Genomic DNA, 15956 nt, shown 5'->3' with positions numbered 1-15956 from the left:
GGTGATGAACTCGTTATTGGCTACGTTGCGGGCAGCGTTGCGGCCCGCCGACTCGGGCGGTACGGCCAGCACGGCCAGTAGCACCGGCACCAACGGCACCATCGGCACAACTGGCCCGATAGCGCCGCCCGAGCCGGTCGCCGGCCGTGCGGATGGTCCGCGCCGGCACTCGCCGTCCACGGTCGAGGAGCTGGAGCTGGAGCTGCTGTTGGAGGCCGCGTTCCAGGTCTACGGCTACGACTATCGCGGCTACCAGCGCGACGTCGTCACGCGCCGCGTGCAGGCGGCGATGAAACAGATGTCGCTGGCCACCATCTCGGAATTGCAGGCGCGCGTGCTGCACGATCCGCATGCCTGGAACACCCTGCTGCGCGAACTGTCAGTGGAACCGGCGCTGATGTTCGACGATGCCTCGGAAGTATCGCTGCTGCGCATGTCGCTGGGCGTATGCCTGCACGGTGCCGCGCTGCCGCGCGTGTGGCTGGCCGATTGCGCCGGCGCCCAGCAGGCGTGGACGCTGGCCATCCTGCTGGAACAGGAACAACTGGGCGCGCGCACCGAGATCTACGCCACCGTCTCCAGCGACGCGCTGCTGGCGGAAGCGCAGGCGGCAAGCCTGCCGATGGCGCGCCTGGGCGAGCTGCAAGCGAACTACGTGCGCAGCGGCGGCGTGGGCAAGCTGCTCGATTATTTCGAAGTCAGCGGCGACGGGCTGCACGCGGCGCTGCTGCCGCAACTGCGCAGCCGCATCACGTGGGCACAATACAACCTGGTGACGGACGCCTCGTTCAATGAGTTCCAGATGATATTCGGGCGGCGCGCCCTGCCCGACTTCGGCCCGGCGTTGCGCCAACGCGTGCTGCGGCTGTTCGACGACAGCCTGGCACAATCCGGTCTGCTGGTGCTGGACCGCCCGCTGGAGTTGGACGACCCGTTGGCCGTCCATTACAAGCCGGTGTTCCCGCAACAGCCGTGGTACAAGCGGGTGGCCTGACAGGCTTAATACACCACCGAGGCGCTCGGCCGTTCGGCAATGCGGTCGCGCCAGGCCTGCAGATGCTCCATGCCTTCCGCGCCAGGCCGGAACTTCATCAGGCCGCGTCCAAACTCCAGCGCGCAGAACGTCGTAATGTCGGCAATGGTGAAGCGCTGCCCGGCCACGAACGGCTGCTTGGCCAGCACGCCATCCAGCCAACGCGCCGTGTCGCGCATCTTCTCGCCTTGCGACGCGCCGAAGTCGGCAAACTGCGGCTGCTCCAGTATCGCCAGGCCGGGATGCGTATGGCGCACGCAGTTGGCGATGCCCATGAACAGGTGCAGCTCAACGCGGCGGTCGGTCATCTCGATAAAGGCGCGTTCATCGAAGCCGTCACCCATCAGGTTAGGCTCGGGCGCATAACCTTCCAGCCAGGTGCAGATGGCGCGGGTTTCGCACAGGATGCGGCCATCGTCCAGCTCCAGCGCCGGCACCCGGCCGAAGGGATTCTTTTCCAGGTACTCGGCACTGCGGTGCGCGCCGCCGACCAGGTCGATCGACACCTGCTCGATATCGCTCAGGCCTTTCTCAGCCATGAACATGGCAACCCGGCGCGGATTGGGCGTGCGCGGCGACGTATAGAACTTCATATCCAGCTCCTCTTCCGTGGTGGTAGATTGACATTGTAACCAGTTAGCCGTAGATTGCTCGTTGGCCCACGAAGCCAATAACGGTTTATATCGTATGCCTGTCGGCTCACCCAACTGAAGGATTTTGCATGCAACGTAGTCTGATTTCGCTCGCCGTGATGGCGCTGCTCGGTTTTTCCTCCGGCCTCGCTCCTCTGGCCGTGGCCGCCGCTCCGTCCGCCAAGGTCACCAAGGTGACAACCCAGCTTCCCCGCAACGCCGTGCCGACCCACTACGCTGTCTCGCTGACGCCGGACGCCGCCAACAGCAGCTTCAGCGCCAGCGTCACCATCGCGCTCGACATCAAGCAAGCCAGCAATAGCATCACTCTCAACGCCGCCGACCTGAAATTCAGCGCCGCCGCGATCAGCGCCGGTCCCGGCAAACCTGCGCTGGCCGCCAGCAAGATCAACGTCGACAACGACAAGCAGACCGCCACCTTCGAGTTCGCCCAGCCGCTGGCCGTGGGCAGCTACCAGCTCAAGCTGGACTACACCGGCGTGATCGGCACCCAGGCGACCGGCATGTTCTCGCTGGATTACCAGAACGGCGGCGACAAGACGCGCGCCCTGTACACCCAGTTTGAGAACTCCGAAGCGCGCCGCGTGATCCCGTCGTGGGACGAGCCGTTCTACAAAGCCACCTTCGCGCTGGAAGCGACCGTGCCGGCCGGCCAACTGGCCGTATCGAACATGCCGGTGGTCTCCACCAGCAAGCTGGCCGACGGCCGCGACCTGGTGCGCTTCGCCACCTCGCCGAAGATGTCCACCTATCTGCTGTTCTTCGGCCTGGGCGAATTCGAACGCGCGACCGCGGTTGAAGGCGGCACGGAACTGGGCGTCGTCACGCAAAAAGGATCGATAGGCCAGGCCCAGTTCGCGCTCGATTCGTCGGTCGCCGTGCTGAAGGAATACAACGACTACTTCGGCGTGAAGTACCCGCTGCCCAAGCTGGACAACATCGCCGCGCCGGGGCGCAGCCAGTTCTTCAGCGCGATGGAAAACTGGGGCGCGATCTTCACCTTCGAATCGGCGATCCTGCTCGATCCGCGCGTGGCCACGCAGTCGGACAAGGAAACCTCGTTCCTGGTGGCCGCGCACGAAATGGCGCACCAGTGGTTCGGCGATCTGGTGACGATGGCCTGGTGGGACGACCTGTGGTTGAACGAAGGCTTCGCCTCGTGGATGGAATCGCGCACCACCACCCGCCTGCATCCTGAATGGAAATGGGAACTGCGCGCCATCGGCACCCGCGAGCAGGCGATGAACCGTGACGCGCTGGCCACCACCCACCCGGTGGTGCAGCACATCAGCACCGTGGAACAGGCCAGCCAGGCCTTCGACAGCATCACCTATCAAAAAGGCGAGTCGGTCATCCGCATGCTGGAGAACTACGTCGGCGACGACGCCTGGCGCGCCGGCGTGCGCAGCTACATGGCCAAGCATGCTTACGGCAACACGGTGTCCGACGACCTGTGGCGCGAAGTGGAAAAGGCCGCGCACAAGCCGGTGACCGCGATCGCGCACGACTTCACGCTCAAGCCAGGCGTGCCGATGATACGCGTGGCCGATGCCGTCTGCAAAAACGGCCAGACCACCATCGCGCTGACGCAGGGTGAGTTCAGCAAAGACCAGACCGACAAGAAGCCGCTGAGCTGGCGCGTGCCGGTAATCGCCCAGACCGTGGGCGGCGCTCCCGTGCGCGCCATCGTCAACGGCAAGGCCGGCATGACGCTGCCAGGCTGCGGCACGGTGCTCGTCAATGCGGGCCAGAGCGGCTACTACCGCACGCTGTACGCGCCGAAGGCGTTTGCCGCGCTGACCGACAGCTTCGCCACCCTGGCGACCATCGATCAAATGGGCCTGTTGTCGGACAGCTGGTCGCTGGGCATGGCGGGCTTGATGCCGGCCTCCAGCTTCCTGGACCTGGCCAGCAAGGCGCCGGTGGACGCCGCGCCGCAAGTGTGGGACCAGATCGCCGATTCGCTGGTCGCGCTGCACGACAGCTACGAAGGCAAGCCGGAACAGCAGGCGGCGCTGGACCGTTACGCGCGCAAGCGCCTGGCGCCGGTGCTGGCGCGCATAGGCTGGACTAAGGCCGCGGATGAAGCGGCGCCGGTCGCCAATCTGCGCGAGACGCTGATCCATGTGCTGGGCGCAGTCGGCGACGAAGGCGTGGTGGCGGAAGCGCGCCGCCGTTATGCCGCCTCGGCTACCGACAAGGATGCGATGCCGGCCGCGCTGCGCCGCCCTATCCTGGGCGTGATCGCCACCAACGCCGATGCCGCGACCTGGGATCAGCTGCACGCCGCCGCAAGGGAAGAGAAATCGTCCATGATCAAGAGCGAGCTGTATGACCTGCTGGGCACCGCCAAGGACAAGGCTTTGGCGCAGCGCGCGCTGGAACTGGCGCTGACCGACGAAGGCGGCGCCACCGAAGGCGCGTCGATCCTGAACCACGTGGCCGGTCATCATCCGGACATGGCTTACGATTTCGCCATCAGCCACTACGCACAGCTGGAGAAGAAGGTCGATGGCAGCTCGCGCAGCCGCTACTTCCCGGGCCTGGGCGGACGTTCGGCCGACCTGACGATGATAGACAAGCTGCGCGCCTACGCCAAGCAGTACCTGCCGGCCGAAGCACAGGGCGACACCAAGACCGCCATCGCCTCGATCCAGTACCGCGTGAAGCTGCGCACCACCCGCCTGCCGGAAATCAACAGCTGGCTCGCGAAGCACGGCTAACAGGCAAAAAAAAACCAGCGTCATCGTGAGATGATGCTGGTTACGAAAACGCTCGAAAGCGTGGGGATGTCTGTTTGCCCGGCGGCGATGGTGCCGCCTGGGCGGAATTTGTGCCGGGCTTGATGGAGTCCGGCAGCCGGGCGCGGGGCTTTAACCTCGCGCTACAGGTGTTACTTTGCCAGCTATCGGCCGGCATAGGCTTAGGGATTGATTAAGGTGGGAATCGGGGCGGGAATGAAGCCGAATCGAGGTGATGGTGCCGGTGTTTCAGGCCACCGGCCAGCCTGCTGAGTCATGCTTTGTGAATTCCCGCACCGGCTTGGGCACGAGACCAACTAGAGCACGCTGGGACCAGCGAGACGCATCATAATCGGGCAATATGACGGCCAAATGACCACGGTGCGGAATGACAAAATTATATAATTATCTAAAAATCAGCATGCTGTGCGTGAGCATGGCGGCGTGCACGCAACTGCCAGGCAACCCGCCGCCGGCCGTGCCTGCGCCTGCGGCGCCCGTCGTGTATCCGCCGCCAGCCGCCGCTGCGCTGACCATCGACAGCGCGCAATCGCTGATCGCCGTCACGGTGCGGCGCGGTGGCCTGCTGGCGCGGCTGGGACACGATCACCTGGTCGCCAGCCGCCACATCACCGGCAGCGTATCGCCAAAGCAGAACCGCGCCGATTTCCAGTTCCGCCTCGACCAGCTGACGGTCGACGAAGCCGAGCTGCGCATCGCCGCAGGCCTGGAAAAGCAGCCCTCCGCCGACGCCATCGACGGCACGCGCAACAATATGCTGACCAGGGTGCTGGATGCGGAACGCTATCCGCTGGTCACGGTGCATGCCGAGCGCGGCGCCGCCGGCCAGCAGCTGCAAGTGGCAATCACGCTGCACGGCGTCACGCGCAACATGGCGATCCCGGCGGAAATCCGCGAAGCCAACGGCGTCATGACCGTCACCGGCAGCGTCAACCTGAAACAAACTGATTTCGGCATCACGCCGTTTTCGGTGATGGCCGGTGCGTTGGCCGTGCAAGATCAGCTGGAACTGCGCTTCACGCTGGTGGCCAAATAGGAACAATACAGTCAAATAGACAATTCCAGCAGGACTTATTGTGCTATTCTTTTCGATGAAATATCGACAACAGAATGAACCTCCCTGCGGCCCTCACTTATGACTGGAACGAGTATGAAAGTCTTTAACAAGGCAGTTATATTTTCCGCATTGCTTGCCTGCTCCGGACTGATGGCGCACTCTGCTATTGGCGCGACCGTTATCGGTTCGCCATACAGCCAGCAGATCAACGATGCTTTGGGCGGTTTCACTATAAGTTTTGGCAATAATTTCATCAACACCGACACGCATGGCACCTTCGATGACATCATTGGATTCGGCGTCGGTTCCTCTTTCGAAACGGGTGGCTCGGTTTCATCGGATTTCACCTCGACTCAATCGCTGACGCTGGCAACGGTAAAACTGGTGAACTACACGCTCGATATCAACAACAATGTCGTGATTTTGTCGTCCCTCAACGCTTCGCAACTGTTGCCGAACTACTTCAGGTTCCACGCGAACAACCTGAGCCAGGGACAGTACTATCTGGAAATCACCGGCAGCGTCGACGGTAGCAGCGGCGGCGCCTATGGTGGCAGCCTGAACGTGACACCACTGGAAGCCGTGCCTGAGCCGGCAACCTACGGCATGTTGCTGGGCGGATTAGGTTTGCTAGGCTACGCAGCCCGCCGCAAGAAAACGAGCTGATCCCGGCGCGGCCGCTGTGCCGCAGCCACGAAGAGCGCATGTGCCGGCAACGGCCATGCGTTTTTTTATCTGAAACAAAGCGGTTTCGGCCCCAGCCTAACTACTGAGCGAATTCAACGATAACTGCTGAAATTGATGCGATGCTAAATCTGGTCACTTCGGCCGGATCGGAGATCGCTCATGTCAAAACACGCACACGCGCTTGCTCAAACGCATGCGCACAAACATCGGACCAATCCGCAGCCAGCTCATGTCGCCCATTTTTTCAGTCTGCACACAAGATTCACCGAGGCTACCTTCGGGCGTGGATACACAACTTATCCGGATCATTAGGCCACATCATAAAACCATTTCAATGCTTGCCTGTCCTGCTGTTTCTTACATCGACGTTGGCGTTCTCCAGCCGGACACAGACTTCTAGTGCTCGCCAAAACCGCCACGACGCTTCTATTGAATGTTTTCATTCTTCAAAGCACCATTCGCCACCCAAGACTTTACGACCACTTTAACAGTCTCAACTATCGTATCCCAGTCATTTGCATCCAATCCGTGAGCAGCAATTCCATCCAAGGCCGCCTCTGCAAGGCGACGCGTATAACCTGATTCCGTATGGAAGCTTTTGCGGATTAGGGATTCAGCCTTACCTAGAGTCTCATTGGTGTAAAATTTACTCATCTATTTCCTCCATCGGCAGCTTGTGGCTGTGGATTCAATCGGTCAACGCAACGCATCGGTCAAATCGTTGACTGCGCCAAAATGCACATTAATTACGAATGTATCCTTTGGATTTCTATAGCCTTACCCACTGCACAATCTAAGTTCATCAATTTTGAGTTTGCTTTGGCGTTCAAGCCATGGAAAAATATGAACGTCAAAATCTATAGAAAGGTTTGATGTCAATGCATATAAATCTTCAGGTCTGCGCAATGATATGACTGCACCACTTATGAAAGTTGGCTCATCAACCATCTTAAGTCCCGGAACGACATATGCGCGAACGTAGGCGCGTCCATCACGCCAGGTATCAGTACTTACATAGCCTGGCGGTTTTTCCGGACAAGGAAACGAGACAAATGCGCACACGCCAATTAGCTGATTTTTTTCAAATGAAGCTTTAAAACGAGTAAGTTCAACTCCAAGTTGAATTTCGTCAATTTGACTCCAAAAAATTCTCTTCCCCTTCTTCTTCCAATTTGCAAAAGGAGTGTGTTTTTTTACCGCAATAGCGAATTCTTTCTCAATTTCATCAAGATCCAATGACATGCGTACTCCCGGGATGTGAGCATAAGCGAATGACGGGTTGTGGGCGGTAGCAGCAGTCAACTTATTGAAGTCAGGCTTCCAAAAGCTTCCCATTGACCAAGATGCGCAATCGTTCGCCCGCAAAGCCAGCTCGGTGGCTTCCGTAAATAGCCTTGCCGATAGCCTCGTAATGAATGGAATCGTCTGCCTCGATGGAAATGACCGCATCCGGATTTTCGGAATTCTTTTTTTCAAGCGCTTCCGCAACCTCATTTGTCGAACGCAGCTTCACGCCATTTAAATCCACGCAAACATTATCGGAAATTCTCAAAACAATTATCTCATTCAAAATCGTTGCTCCAAACGTTTCAATGTTTCGGTTTTTTTCTTAGGCCGTTCAACGGCTAATCTTGGCCAAACGCAGACTGGCAATTGTACCCAGTGATGCTGCTAATTCTGCGGATTCGGGGTATCGATCCGACAGTTGACTATGCGTTTAAGCTTCTTTGAGTGTCTCTGGCTTTGCAGCCAACACAAAAGGAATCGCAATTGGGCCTAGCACAGTCACTAAAGCAGCCCTGATCCCAGTCGTTTTTACAGACCGGTACTTGGCAATGACCAAGCAAGCCACGGCCGAAAGTGCCCAAATCAAAGCGGGGATGTATGTAGACATAGCGACCTCCAGATAGTTGTCCGGACGATAATGACATGGAAAAGTTGCAGCTGCAATCCCAGCCTCAGAATGCGACGGACAAAAAAAAGCCCGCAGCACAAAGAGGCGCGGGCCAAAAGTTTTCAAATCGGGAGAGACTTGAAAGAGCAAAGCCAGTATTGCAGCGCAACATTACGCCATGATGACATCGGCGCCGCGAACAGACTTTATTTGCTCTTCTAGCGAGAAATAATCAATTTCAGTCCCAGGCCGACGAAAATCGCACCGGCCACGCGGTCCATCCACATGCCCGCGCCCGGATGGCGGTTGATCCATGCCCCCACCGCGCCGGAAAAATATCCCAGCAAACCAAACAACACCACGCCCTGCGCCGTGAACAGCAAGCCCAGCTGAGCGGTCTGCCAGCTGACATCGCCCCGCTCGGCCACCACGAACTGCGGCAGGAAGGACAGGAAAAATAGCACCACCTTCGGATTGACGGCATTGGCGAACAAACCCTTGCCAAACAGCTTGCCCAAGCTCTCGTCCGGCGAGCCGCTGCCCTCGACACGCGCCCCGCCGCGACTACGCAGCGCGCCGATACCCAGCCAGATCAAATACCCGCCACCCAGCAGCTTGAGCGCGCCAAACGCCATCGGCGACGCCTTGATCAAAGCGCTCACGCCCAAGGTCGCCAGCAACGTGTGACTCAGGCAACCGAGCGCGCAGCCCAGGCCGAACACCATGCCTTGGCGCCGTCCGCGCGACATGCCGACGCTGAGCACCATCAAATTATCCGGGCCCGGCGAAATCGTGATCAGCAAAGCGGCGCTGAGAAAGCCGATGAATTGTTCTGGAGATATAAGCACGATCTCATTCCTAGGCGCAAAAGCGCCATCTTACCTGCCTCGGCTGACCATCGCCAAGCATCAGTCCGTGCCATGGGTCAATTTTTGAATAAAACAATAAGTTCTCGTTTAAAATGGAAAAAACCCAACTTATCGAGACCCGCGGCCTTCGGAACACTAATGAGTACAGCTTGCAAGATGTCTGACGGTCTAACACGTGGCGTGTTGCTCGTGCTGCTGGCGATGCTGGCATGGTGGCAACTCGCGTTGACCCCGACCGCGGCCACTGCGGCCACTGCGGCGGAGCGTCTGCCGGCTGCGATCAGCGTCAATACCGCAAGTATCGATTTGATGGCAACAGGCAAGCTATACCTGGACGAAGGTCAGCCCTTCCCGGTCGACGCCGCCGGCCTGCCCAAGCTGCTGGCCGGGCTCAATCCCGCCACCAAGGTCAACCTGCTGGGCGGCGGCTACTGGCTCTATGCCGAGCTGCGCAACGACAGCCACCAGCCGGCCTGGGTCATCGATCCCAACGACACGCTGATCGACATGGTCGACATCCAGGTGTTCGGCCCCGACGGCAGCGCGCGCCAGATGCTGACCGGCTACCGCCAGCCGCATTCCTACCTGCTGCACTACGGCAAAGACGTCGACCTGCAACCCGGCCAGCGCTACCAGGTGCTGATACGCTTCGCCAGCCCCTACTATGCCCGCACGCCGGTGATGTCGGTGCTGCCGCGCACCGCCTACCAGCAGCTGGTGGCGCGCGAGAACGTGCTCATCATCGGCTCCATCGGCGCGCTGCTGGCGCTGACGGTGTTCAACTTCTTCATCTACTCGATCACCCGCGACAACTCCTCGCTGTACTACTCGCTGTACGTGCTGTGCTATGCCATCGCCTGGGGCATGACCTTCCACATGACGGCCGACCTGTTCGGCTGGCACAACCTGCAATGGCACTACGTGCCCTTCTTCCTGCTGCCGGTGCTGAGCACCATGTTCTACACCAACTTCCTGCGGCTGAAAGAGCATTCGCCGCTGCTGCACCGGCTCAGCCGCATCAACATCGTGCTGCCGCTGGTGACGCTGCCCAGCTGCTTCTTCTACCTCAGCTATGCGCACACCATCGCCACCGTTGTCATCACGATCTGGATGACGATGGCGCTCACCAGCGGCATCGTGGTGTGGCGGCGCGGCTATTATCCGGCGCGTTTCTTCGTGCTCGGCTTCGTCGCGCTGATGGTGCCGGGGCTGTTCATCCTGCCGGCCAACCTCGGCCTGATTCCGGCCATGATCACCAACGCCCAGCTGTTCACGCTACTGGGCGGCACCTTGGACGGCGTGTTGCTGGCGTTCGCGCTGGCCGACCAGATCCGTCTGCTGCGCAACACGCTGGAGCAGCGCGTGCAGGAGCGCACCGCGCAGCTGACCGAAGCCAAGGAACACGCGGAAGTGGTGAGCCGCCACCGCATCGACTTCCTGTCGGCGATGAGCCACGACATCCGCACGCCGCTGGCCGGCGTGATCGGCATGATCAAGTTCGCCATGCGCGACCAGTCGGTGCGCGGCCGCACCGAGGAATACCTGCGCATCGGTTTGCAGAACAGTGAATCGCTGCTGGCCATCCTCAACGACATTCTCGATTTCTCCAAGATCGACGCCGGCCGCCTGTCGATCGAAACGGTGGACTTCGACCTGGTCGCGCTGGTCGACGACGCCATCGGCATCCTGCAAGGCCAGGCCGACGCCAAGAGCCTGCTGCTGCGCTGCGACCTGGCGCTGGACCTGCCGCGCTACGTGCGCGGCGATCCGACCCGCTTGCGCCAGATCCTGCTCAACCTGCTGGGCAACGCCATCAAGTTCACCGACCGCGGCGAAGTGCGGTTGGACGCCTCGGCCGTGCTGACCGTCGACGGCCGCACCAGCGTCAGCTTCGACATCGCCGACACCGGCCCCGGCATCCCGGCTGAGACGCTGCCACGCCTGTTCCAGAAGTTCGAGCAGGCCGACCATTCGACCACGCGCCGCTACGGCGGCACCGGCCTTGGCCTGGCGATCTGCAAGGAGCTGGTCGAACTGATGGGCGGTTCGATCGCCGCCGAAAGCCGGGTCGGCGTCGGCTCTACGTTCAGCTTCACGCTGCCGCTGGCGCTGGGCGCGGCGCCGGCCGTCGATCCTTCCAGCCTGCCGCGCAAGGAGCACCACGCCTATCGCCTGCGCGTGCTGTGCGCAGAAGACGTGCGCACCAACCAGATCATCGTCAGCACGCTGCTGGAAAACATGGGCCACGACATCCGCGTGGTGGAAAACGGCTTGCAGGCGCTGCACGCGCTCAGCACCGCCGCCTACGACCTGGTGCTGATGGACGGCCGCATGCCGATGATGGACGGCGAACAGGCCGCGCGCCTGATCCGCAGCGGCGGCAGCGAGGACTACCGGGTGCTCGATCCCGGCATACCGATCATCGCGCTGACCGCCAACGCCAGCGACCATGACCGCGCGCGCTACCTGGCGGTGGGCATGGACGGTTTCCTCAGCAAGCCGATCGACGAGCGCCTGCTGTACGACCAAATCGAGAAGACCATCGCCCAGCACCTGAGCCGCGGCCGGCCGCTGCGGCCCACCGATGCCGCGCGCCTGGCCGCCAACCGCGTGCAGTCGCTGGACGAGCAGTTCGGCGTGGAGCCGGCGATCGAGAAGCGCATCGATCCGGCCACGGTGCAGATCATGCCGCTGGCCGGTCTGTCGCACTCGCACATGCAGCGCATCACCCAGGCCTTCCTCGACGAAGCGCCGCGCCGGCTGGAGAACGCGCGCGCCGCCGTGACGGCCGCCAACGCCCACGCGGCGGCGGCGGCGATCCACGCGCTCAAGGGCAGCGCCGGCTATCTGAGTTCGACCCACCTGCACACGCTGTGCCACGAGATGGAGGCAGCGGCCGCCGCCGGCGACCTGGACGAAGTCACCCGCCGCCTGCCGGGCGTGGCCGCCGCGCTGGACCAGGCCTGCAACGACCTGCGTCGCGCCGCCAGCAACGACGTGACCATGTCGCAGCAGGAATCGACCACCTGATCTGCGCGCGCAAGCAGCGGTGACACTGCTACACTGGCGGCATCCAACCAAGGAGACGCCGCATGTCCAACCGCACGCTCAACCTCACCGACCCACTGTACGATTATGTGCTGGCGCATTCGCTGCGTGAGCATCCGGCGCAAACCGCCCTGCGCGACGCCACCCGCGGCCACGAACGCGCCACCATGCAGATCGCGCCCGAGCAGGGGCAGTTCATGGCGATGCTGGTCAAGCTGACCGGCGCCCGCAACACCATCGAGATCGGCGTGTTCACCGGCTACAGCGCGCTGTCGGTGGCGCTGGCGCTGCCGGCCGACGGCCGCATCCTGGCTTGCGACATCAGCGACGAATACACCCGCATCGGCAAGCCGTTCTGGGCGCAGGCCGGCATCGCCGATAAAATCGATTTGCAGCTGGGCCCCGCGCTGGCCACGCTGGATGCGCGCCTGGCGGCCGGCGAGGCAGGCCGCTACGACTTCGCCTTTATCGACGCGGACAAGGTCAATTACGACGGGTATTATGAGCGCTGTTTGCAGCTGGTGCGGCCCGGCGGCCTGATCGTCATCGACAACACGCTGTGGAGCGGCCGCGTCACCGAACGCGCCGACAGCGACGACACCGCCGCGCTGCAAGCGCTGAACATCAAGCTGCACCACGACGAACGCATCGACCTGTCGCTGCTGCCGCTCGGCGACGGCCTGACGCTGGCCCGCCGCCGCTGACAGCCGCAACCAAGCGCTGCGTCAGAAGTCGGTCTCGCCCTCGATCACGGCCGGATGGCCGCTCATCGCGCGCGAGGTCTGCATGCCGGCCATCACCGCCGCTTCCACGCAGCCGGCGTTCAAGCCGGTCTTGATCCAGTCGCCCGTCAGGAACAGATTGGAGAAGCCAGATTGGTCGGTCTGCAGGCGATACTTGGTGCTGTTCACCACCGACATCACGTAGCGCTCGGACGGATCGACGTTGGCGCGCCAGTACTGGCTGTCGAAGCGCGCCACGCCGGTCGCCTCGCTGCCGTCCACCAGCCATTGCCAAGGGAAGGCGCCGGCCGGACCGGCCGCCGACCATAGCGAGGAGATCTTTTTGCTCAACTGCCCGACCGCGCCCTCCTTCGCCAGCGCCGCCATGCGCGCCGGGAAGCCGCTGTCGCTCGCCGGCGGATAGCTCGCCACCGGCAACGCGCTGCAGAAGTAGGAGACGTTGCGCGGGTCCAGCGGCGCCGGCCAAGCCTCGCGGCATAGCAGCTGGTCCATCGGCGCCCAGGTGTCGTAAGGTTCGCCGAAGCCGCTCAGCACCGGCTGCTGGCCGTCGGGCTGATAGTCCCAGCCCATCTGCTTCAGGTCCTTGTCCAGCCAGACCTGATAGGCCTGCGTGGCCACCGTCTGCACCTGCTCGTAGGTGGTGTTCAGCGCCGGGCTTTGCGCCAGCAGCTGCGGGCACAAAGGCTTGAGCGAACCGACCGAGATGCCGAACACCACCTGGTCGAAATCGACGCCGCGCTTGAGCGTCAGCACCGGCAGCTCCTTGTCGAACTGCTGGTGGTACAGCCTGGGCCAGTCGCTCCAGTAGGATTCCAGGTTGACGTCGTGCGCCTGGAGCAGCGCGGCTTGGGCCGGATCGATCTGGCCGTAGTTCGGGGTGCTGGGCCAGCAGGCCAGGTCCTTCACGTCCACCAGCGGATCATAGTCCTCGCCCTTCAGCGCCACCTGCTGCGTCATGCGGATGCTGCCGATCTGGCGGCCGTCCGGCACCAGCTCCTCGACCTTGTGGAAGAACTTGAACTTGACGCCGCGCGCCAGCAAGGCCTGGTACAGCGGCGTGAACACCGTGTCGCCCATGCCCGCCTGCATCTTGAACATGATGCCGCCCTTGTAGGCCAGGCCGATGCGCGCCATCGCCCGCAGCAGCGTGCCAGCCTCGATATTCGGTTTGCCGAAATCGCCGCCCTCGTAGGCGAACACCAGGTCGTAGAAACCGCGCACCGGCGCCGAATCGACACACAGTTCTTCGTCGCCGCCGTGGTTGCGCAGCCAGGTGCGGAAATCGACGTCGTTGATGACGTCGAAGCCGTTGCGGATCACGCCGTCCTCGAACACGCCCTTCATCACCGTCACGCCCAGGTCCAGGCAGATGAACAGGCGGCGGATGTCGTCGCTGGCGTCGCCGTCGGCGCGGTCGATCAGGCTGCGGTAGCGCGAGTGCAGCCGCTGGCGCACGCCCACCAGCGCGCCGGCCAGCGCCCGGTGCTCGCCCGCCGTGTGCTGCGCGGCGTCGGCCGACAGGTTGACCGCCATGCCGTACAAGGCGCCGCCCATCAGCGACATATCCTCCAGCAGTTCGTGCGCCGACGACGCCACGCCTTCGGCCAGGTGGTACAGCCAGTCCGGAAGTATGCCGGTGTGGTGCTCGTGCGGCGGCAGTTCCAGTTCGCGGGTCAGCTGGTCCAGGCTCTTGATCCATTTGTCGATCCAGCCCATCATCGCCACCGCCAGCTGCCACAGCGTGATCTGCTCATTGCCCTCGCCCGGTTCGCCCGGCAACGTCGGGAACACGATGGACCAGTTGTGCCACTGGTCGCCGACCTGCTCCGACAGCGCCACGTAATCGTGCTGCTTGAAGGCGTCGCGCCAGGTCGCCAGCGGCGCGCCGGCCGGGCGATCGAGACTGGTGTAGGCGGCCTTGATCATCTTGAACGCGTTGGAATAGAAGCCGAACCAGATGTGCAGGCCGTGTTCTTCGATGCGCTGGCCGTACTGCGCATTGCGTCCGCTGGCGCCCTTGCCGCCCAAGCGCCAGCCTTGCTGGTAGACGGTGATGTCGTAGTTGTTCTGCCAGCCCGGCAGGTCGCTCAGGTAGTAGGCCGCCGTCATCGAACCGACGCCGCCGCCGAGAATGGCGATCTTCTGCGGCGCGATCGAGGAATTGTCGATCAGCTCCTCGCCCGGCTGCGCGGTGAAATCGAAATTGAGGTTGTACGGCAGGATGGCGGTCTGCGCGCCCAGTTGCAGGCCCAGTGTCTCGTGCAGCGGGAAGCTGTCGAAGGCATGCAGCACACACTCGTATTCATAGCCCAGCAGTTTGCCGCCATGGATCTTGTCGATGGTGGCCGGCGCCGCCAGGATGGCCTGGTACACGGCTTTCAGACCGGCGCTGTCCGGGAACTGCTTGAGGAAGATCTGATCGATGCGCGGATTGCGCAGCAGCGAGATGATGTCGTCCCAACCCGCCACGTCCAGGTTGAAGAAGTCGGGGATGGACAGGAACAGCTCTATCGCCTGCTCAATCAGATCGAGCACGCTGGTGATGGGTTTTTCAATGCCGGTCTTGCGGGTCGCGTTCACTTCCAGCAGCGGGTGCATGGCGATTTTGGTTTCCGGCGCAAACGACTGGAAGCCTTTGGCCGCGACCGAGCAGCGCAGCGGCTCGGTGCCGGCCAAAGGGATTTCGTACTCGCACAGATACTTGGGATAGCCGAACAGTTCGCGGCCGTTAATCAGCGCCATCGCGTCGTCGACGAAGATGTGCGCGGGGTAGTAGTAGATGTGGGCCAGCTTGCCCTCGTTGTCCATGGCGCCGACCATGATCCAGGTGACGATGTCGATCTCGGTGATCCAGCCCTTGGCATGGTCGACCGGGGCGGCCGAATCGGCGTGGTTGACGCGCGTGAACGTCAGCAGCACGTACGGCGAAATGGCGTTGAAGCGCATGCGCTGACCGGCCACCTGGTTCAGCGTCTCGTCCAGCGTGGCCTGGAGCCTGGCCAGGTCGCCCTTGACGAAGAAGCCGTACATCTCGGAGTTTTTCAATTGCAGCGGCGAGTGCATCATCACCGATCCGCCCTGGTAGATATATGAAGGTCTGGTCGCCATGGCTCATTCATCGAGGGTTGAACAGTCATCCAGTGTATTTCAAATTCAACGTAGGTTGCCGAAAAATAATTCGCCATCATGGGTGTACGATGTAGCCTGAGC

Annotated in this window: 12 protein-coding genes; 6 read left to right on the top strand and 6 right to left on the bottom strand. The window is 62.0% G+C overall.

Annotation, left to right across the window (positions count from 1 at the left end; genetic code table 11):
* Window positions 1-4: 4 nt before the first annotated feature.
* Window positions 5-994: a CheR family methyltransferase gene (locus tag RUGAMON1_RS03585; RefSeq protein WP_445229202.1), complete on the top strand. Its 990-nt coding sequence runs from the start codon at window positions 5-7 to the stop codon at window positions 992-994.
* Window positions 995-999: 5 nt separating this feature from the next.
* Here RUGAMON1_RS03585 and RUGAMON1_RS03580 read toward each other — a convergent pair whose 3' ends face one another.
* Entirely contained in the window at window positions 1000-1626 is a 627-nt protein-coding gene (locus RUGAMON1_RS03580; protein ID WP_445229201.1) for a glutathione S-transferase family protein, read from the bottom strand.
* A gap of 128 nt (window positions 1627-1754) precedes the next feature.
* On the opposite strand from RUGAMON1_RS03580, the gene RUGAMON1_RS03575 reads away from it, so the two are divergent.
* The 3 genes from RUGAMON1_RS03575 to RUGAMON1_RS03565 all read left to right on the top strand — a co-directional run bounded on the left by RUGAMON1_RS03575 (window position 1755) and on the right by RUGAMON1_RS03565 (window position 6171).
* On the top strand, window positions 1755-4409 hold the full coding sequence (locus RUGAMON1_RS03575; RefSeq protein ID WP_445229200.1) for a M1 family metallopeptidase: 2655 nt from the start codon (window positions 1755-1757) through the stop codon (window positions 4407-4409).
* Window positions 4410-4848: 439 nt separating this feature from the next.
* Complete coding sequence (locus RUGAMON1_RS03570; RefSeq protein WP_445229199.1) at window positions 4849-5484, top strand: YceI family protein; 636 nt, start codon at window positions 4849-4851, stop codon at window positions 5482-5484.
* A gap of 114 nt (window positions 5485-5598) precedes the next feature.
* Window positions 5599-6171, top strand: coding sequence for an FxDxF family PEP-CTERM protein (locus RUGAMON1_RS03565; protein WP_445229198.1), 573 nt, complete (start codon window positions 5599-5601; stop codon window positions 6169-6171).
* 447 nt (window positions 6172-6618) lie between these two features.
* On the opposite strand, the gene RUGAMON1_RS03560 is transcribed toward RUGAMON1_RS03565, so the two are convergent.
* The 4 genes from RUGAMON1_RS03560 to RUGAMON1_RS03545 form a co-directional block, all read right to left on the bottom strand.
* Window positions 6619-6846 (bottom strand): hypothetical protein, encoded by a 228-nt coding sequence (locus tag RUGAMON1_RS03560; protein WP_445229197.1) that lies wholly within the window; start codon window positions 6844-6846, stop codon window positions 6619-6621.
* 123 nt (window positions 6847-6969) lie between these two features.
* The gene (locus tag RUGAMON1_RS03555; RefSeq protein ID WP_445229196.1) at window positions 6970-7434 is read right to left on the bottom strand and encodes a hypothetical protein; all 465 of its coding nucleotides are present in this window, start codon (window positions 7432-7434) and stop codon (window positions 6970-6972) included.
* A 70-nt stretch (window positions 7435-7504) separates the two neighbouring features.
* Window positions 7505-7762 carry an ExbD/TolR family protein gene (locus RUGAMON1_RS03550; protein WP_445229195.1) on the bottom strand — a complete coding sequence of 86 codons (258 nt, stop codon included), beginning with the start codon at window positions 7760-7762 and terminating at the stop codon, window positions 7505-7507.
* A gap of 542 nt (window positions 7763-8304) precedes the next feature.
* Entirely contained in the window at window positions 8305-8934 is a 630-nt protein-coding gene (locus tag RUGAMON1_RS03545; RefSeq protein ID WP_445229194.1) for a LysE family translocator, read from the bottom strand.
* Window positions 8935-9111: 177 nt separating this feature from the next.
* Between RUGAMON1_RS03545 and RUGAMON1_RS03540 the strand changes: the two genes are divergently transcribed.
* Window positions 9112-11985: a hybrid sensor histidine kinase/response regulator gene (locus tag RUGAMON1_RS03540; RefSeq protein WP_445229193.1), complete on the top strand. Its 2874-nt coding sequence runs from the start codon at window positions 9112-9114 to the stop codon at window positions 11983-11985.
* A 62-nt stretch (window positions 11986-12047) separates the two neighbouring features.
* Window positions 12048-12707: a class I SAM-dependent methyltransferase gene (locus RUGAMON1_RS03535; RefSeq protein WP_445229192.1), complete on the top strand. Its 660-nt coding sequence runs from the start codon at window positions 12048-12050 to the stop codon at window positions 12705-12707.
* 21 nt (window positions 12708-12728) lie between these two features.
* Here the strand turns inward: RUGAMON1_RS03535 and RUGAMON1_RS03530 are convergent, their stop codons facing one another.
* Complete coding sequence (locus RUGAMON1_RS03530) at window positions 12729-15854, bottom strand: NAD(P)-binding protein (protein ID WP_445229191.1); 3126 nt, start codon at window positions 15852-15854, stop codon at window positions 12729-12731.
* Window positions 15855-15956 lie beyond the last annotated feature (102 nt).

The sequence above is a fragment of the Duganella rhizosphaerae genome (assembly GCF_040364205.1).
GTDB classification, from domain to species: Bacteria; Pseudomonadota; Gammaproteobacteria; order Burkholderiales; family Burkholderiaceae_D; genus Rugamonas; species Rugamonas rhizosphaerae.
Note: the sequence above shows the minus strand (reverse complement) of the source record. Positions and strands in the feature narration are given on the sequence as shown.

What these genes read in the sequence shown, in the direction of transcription:
- RUGAMON1_RS03585 (WP_445229202.1), top strand. Translation starts at nt 5, where the DNA reads ATGAACTCGTTATTGGCTACGTTGCGGGCAGCGTTGCGGCCCGCCGAC.
- RUGAMON1_RS03580 (WP_445229201.1), bottom strand. Translation starts at nt 1,626, where the DNA reads ATGAAGTTCTATACGTCGCCGCGCACGCCCAATCCGCGCCGGGTTGCC.
- RUGAMON1_RS03575 (WP_445229200.1), top strand. Translation starts at nt 1,755, where the DNA reads ATGCAACGTAGTCTGATTTCGCTCGCCGTGATGGCGCTGCTCGGTTTT.
- RUGAMON1_RS03570 (WP_445229199.1), top strand. Translation starts at nt 4,849, where the DNA reads ATGCTGTGCGTGAGCATGGCGGCGTGCACGCAACTGCCAGGCAACCCG.
- RUGAMON1_RS03565 (WP_445229198.1), top strand. Translation starts at nt 5,599, where the DNA reads ATGAAAGTCTTTAACAAGGCAGTTATATTTTCCGCATTGCTTGCCTGC.
- RUGAMON1_RS03560 (WP_445229197.1), bottom strand. Translation starts at nt 6,846, where the DNA reads ATGAGTAAATTTTACACCAATGAGACTCTAGGTAAGGCTGAATCCCTA.
- RUGAMON1_RS03555 (WP_445229196.1), bottom strand. Translation starts at nt 7,434, where the DNA reads ATGTCATTGGATCTTGATGAAATTGAGAAAGAATTCGCTATTGCGGTA.
- RUGAMON1_RS03540 (WP_445229193.1), top strand. Translation starts at nt 9,112, where the DNA reads ATGTCTGACGGTCTAACACGTGGCGTGTTGCTCGTGCTGCTGGCGATG.
- RUGAMON1_RS03535 (WP_445229192.1), top strand. Translation starts at nt 12,048, where the DNA reads ATGTCCAACCGCACGCTCAACCTCACCGACCCACTGTACGATTATGTG.
- RUGAMON1_RS03530 (WP_445229191.1), bottom strand. Translation starts at nt 15,854, where the DNA reads ATGGCGACCAGACCTTCATATATCTACCAGGGCGGATCGGTGATGATG.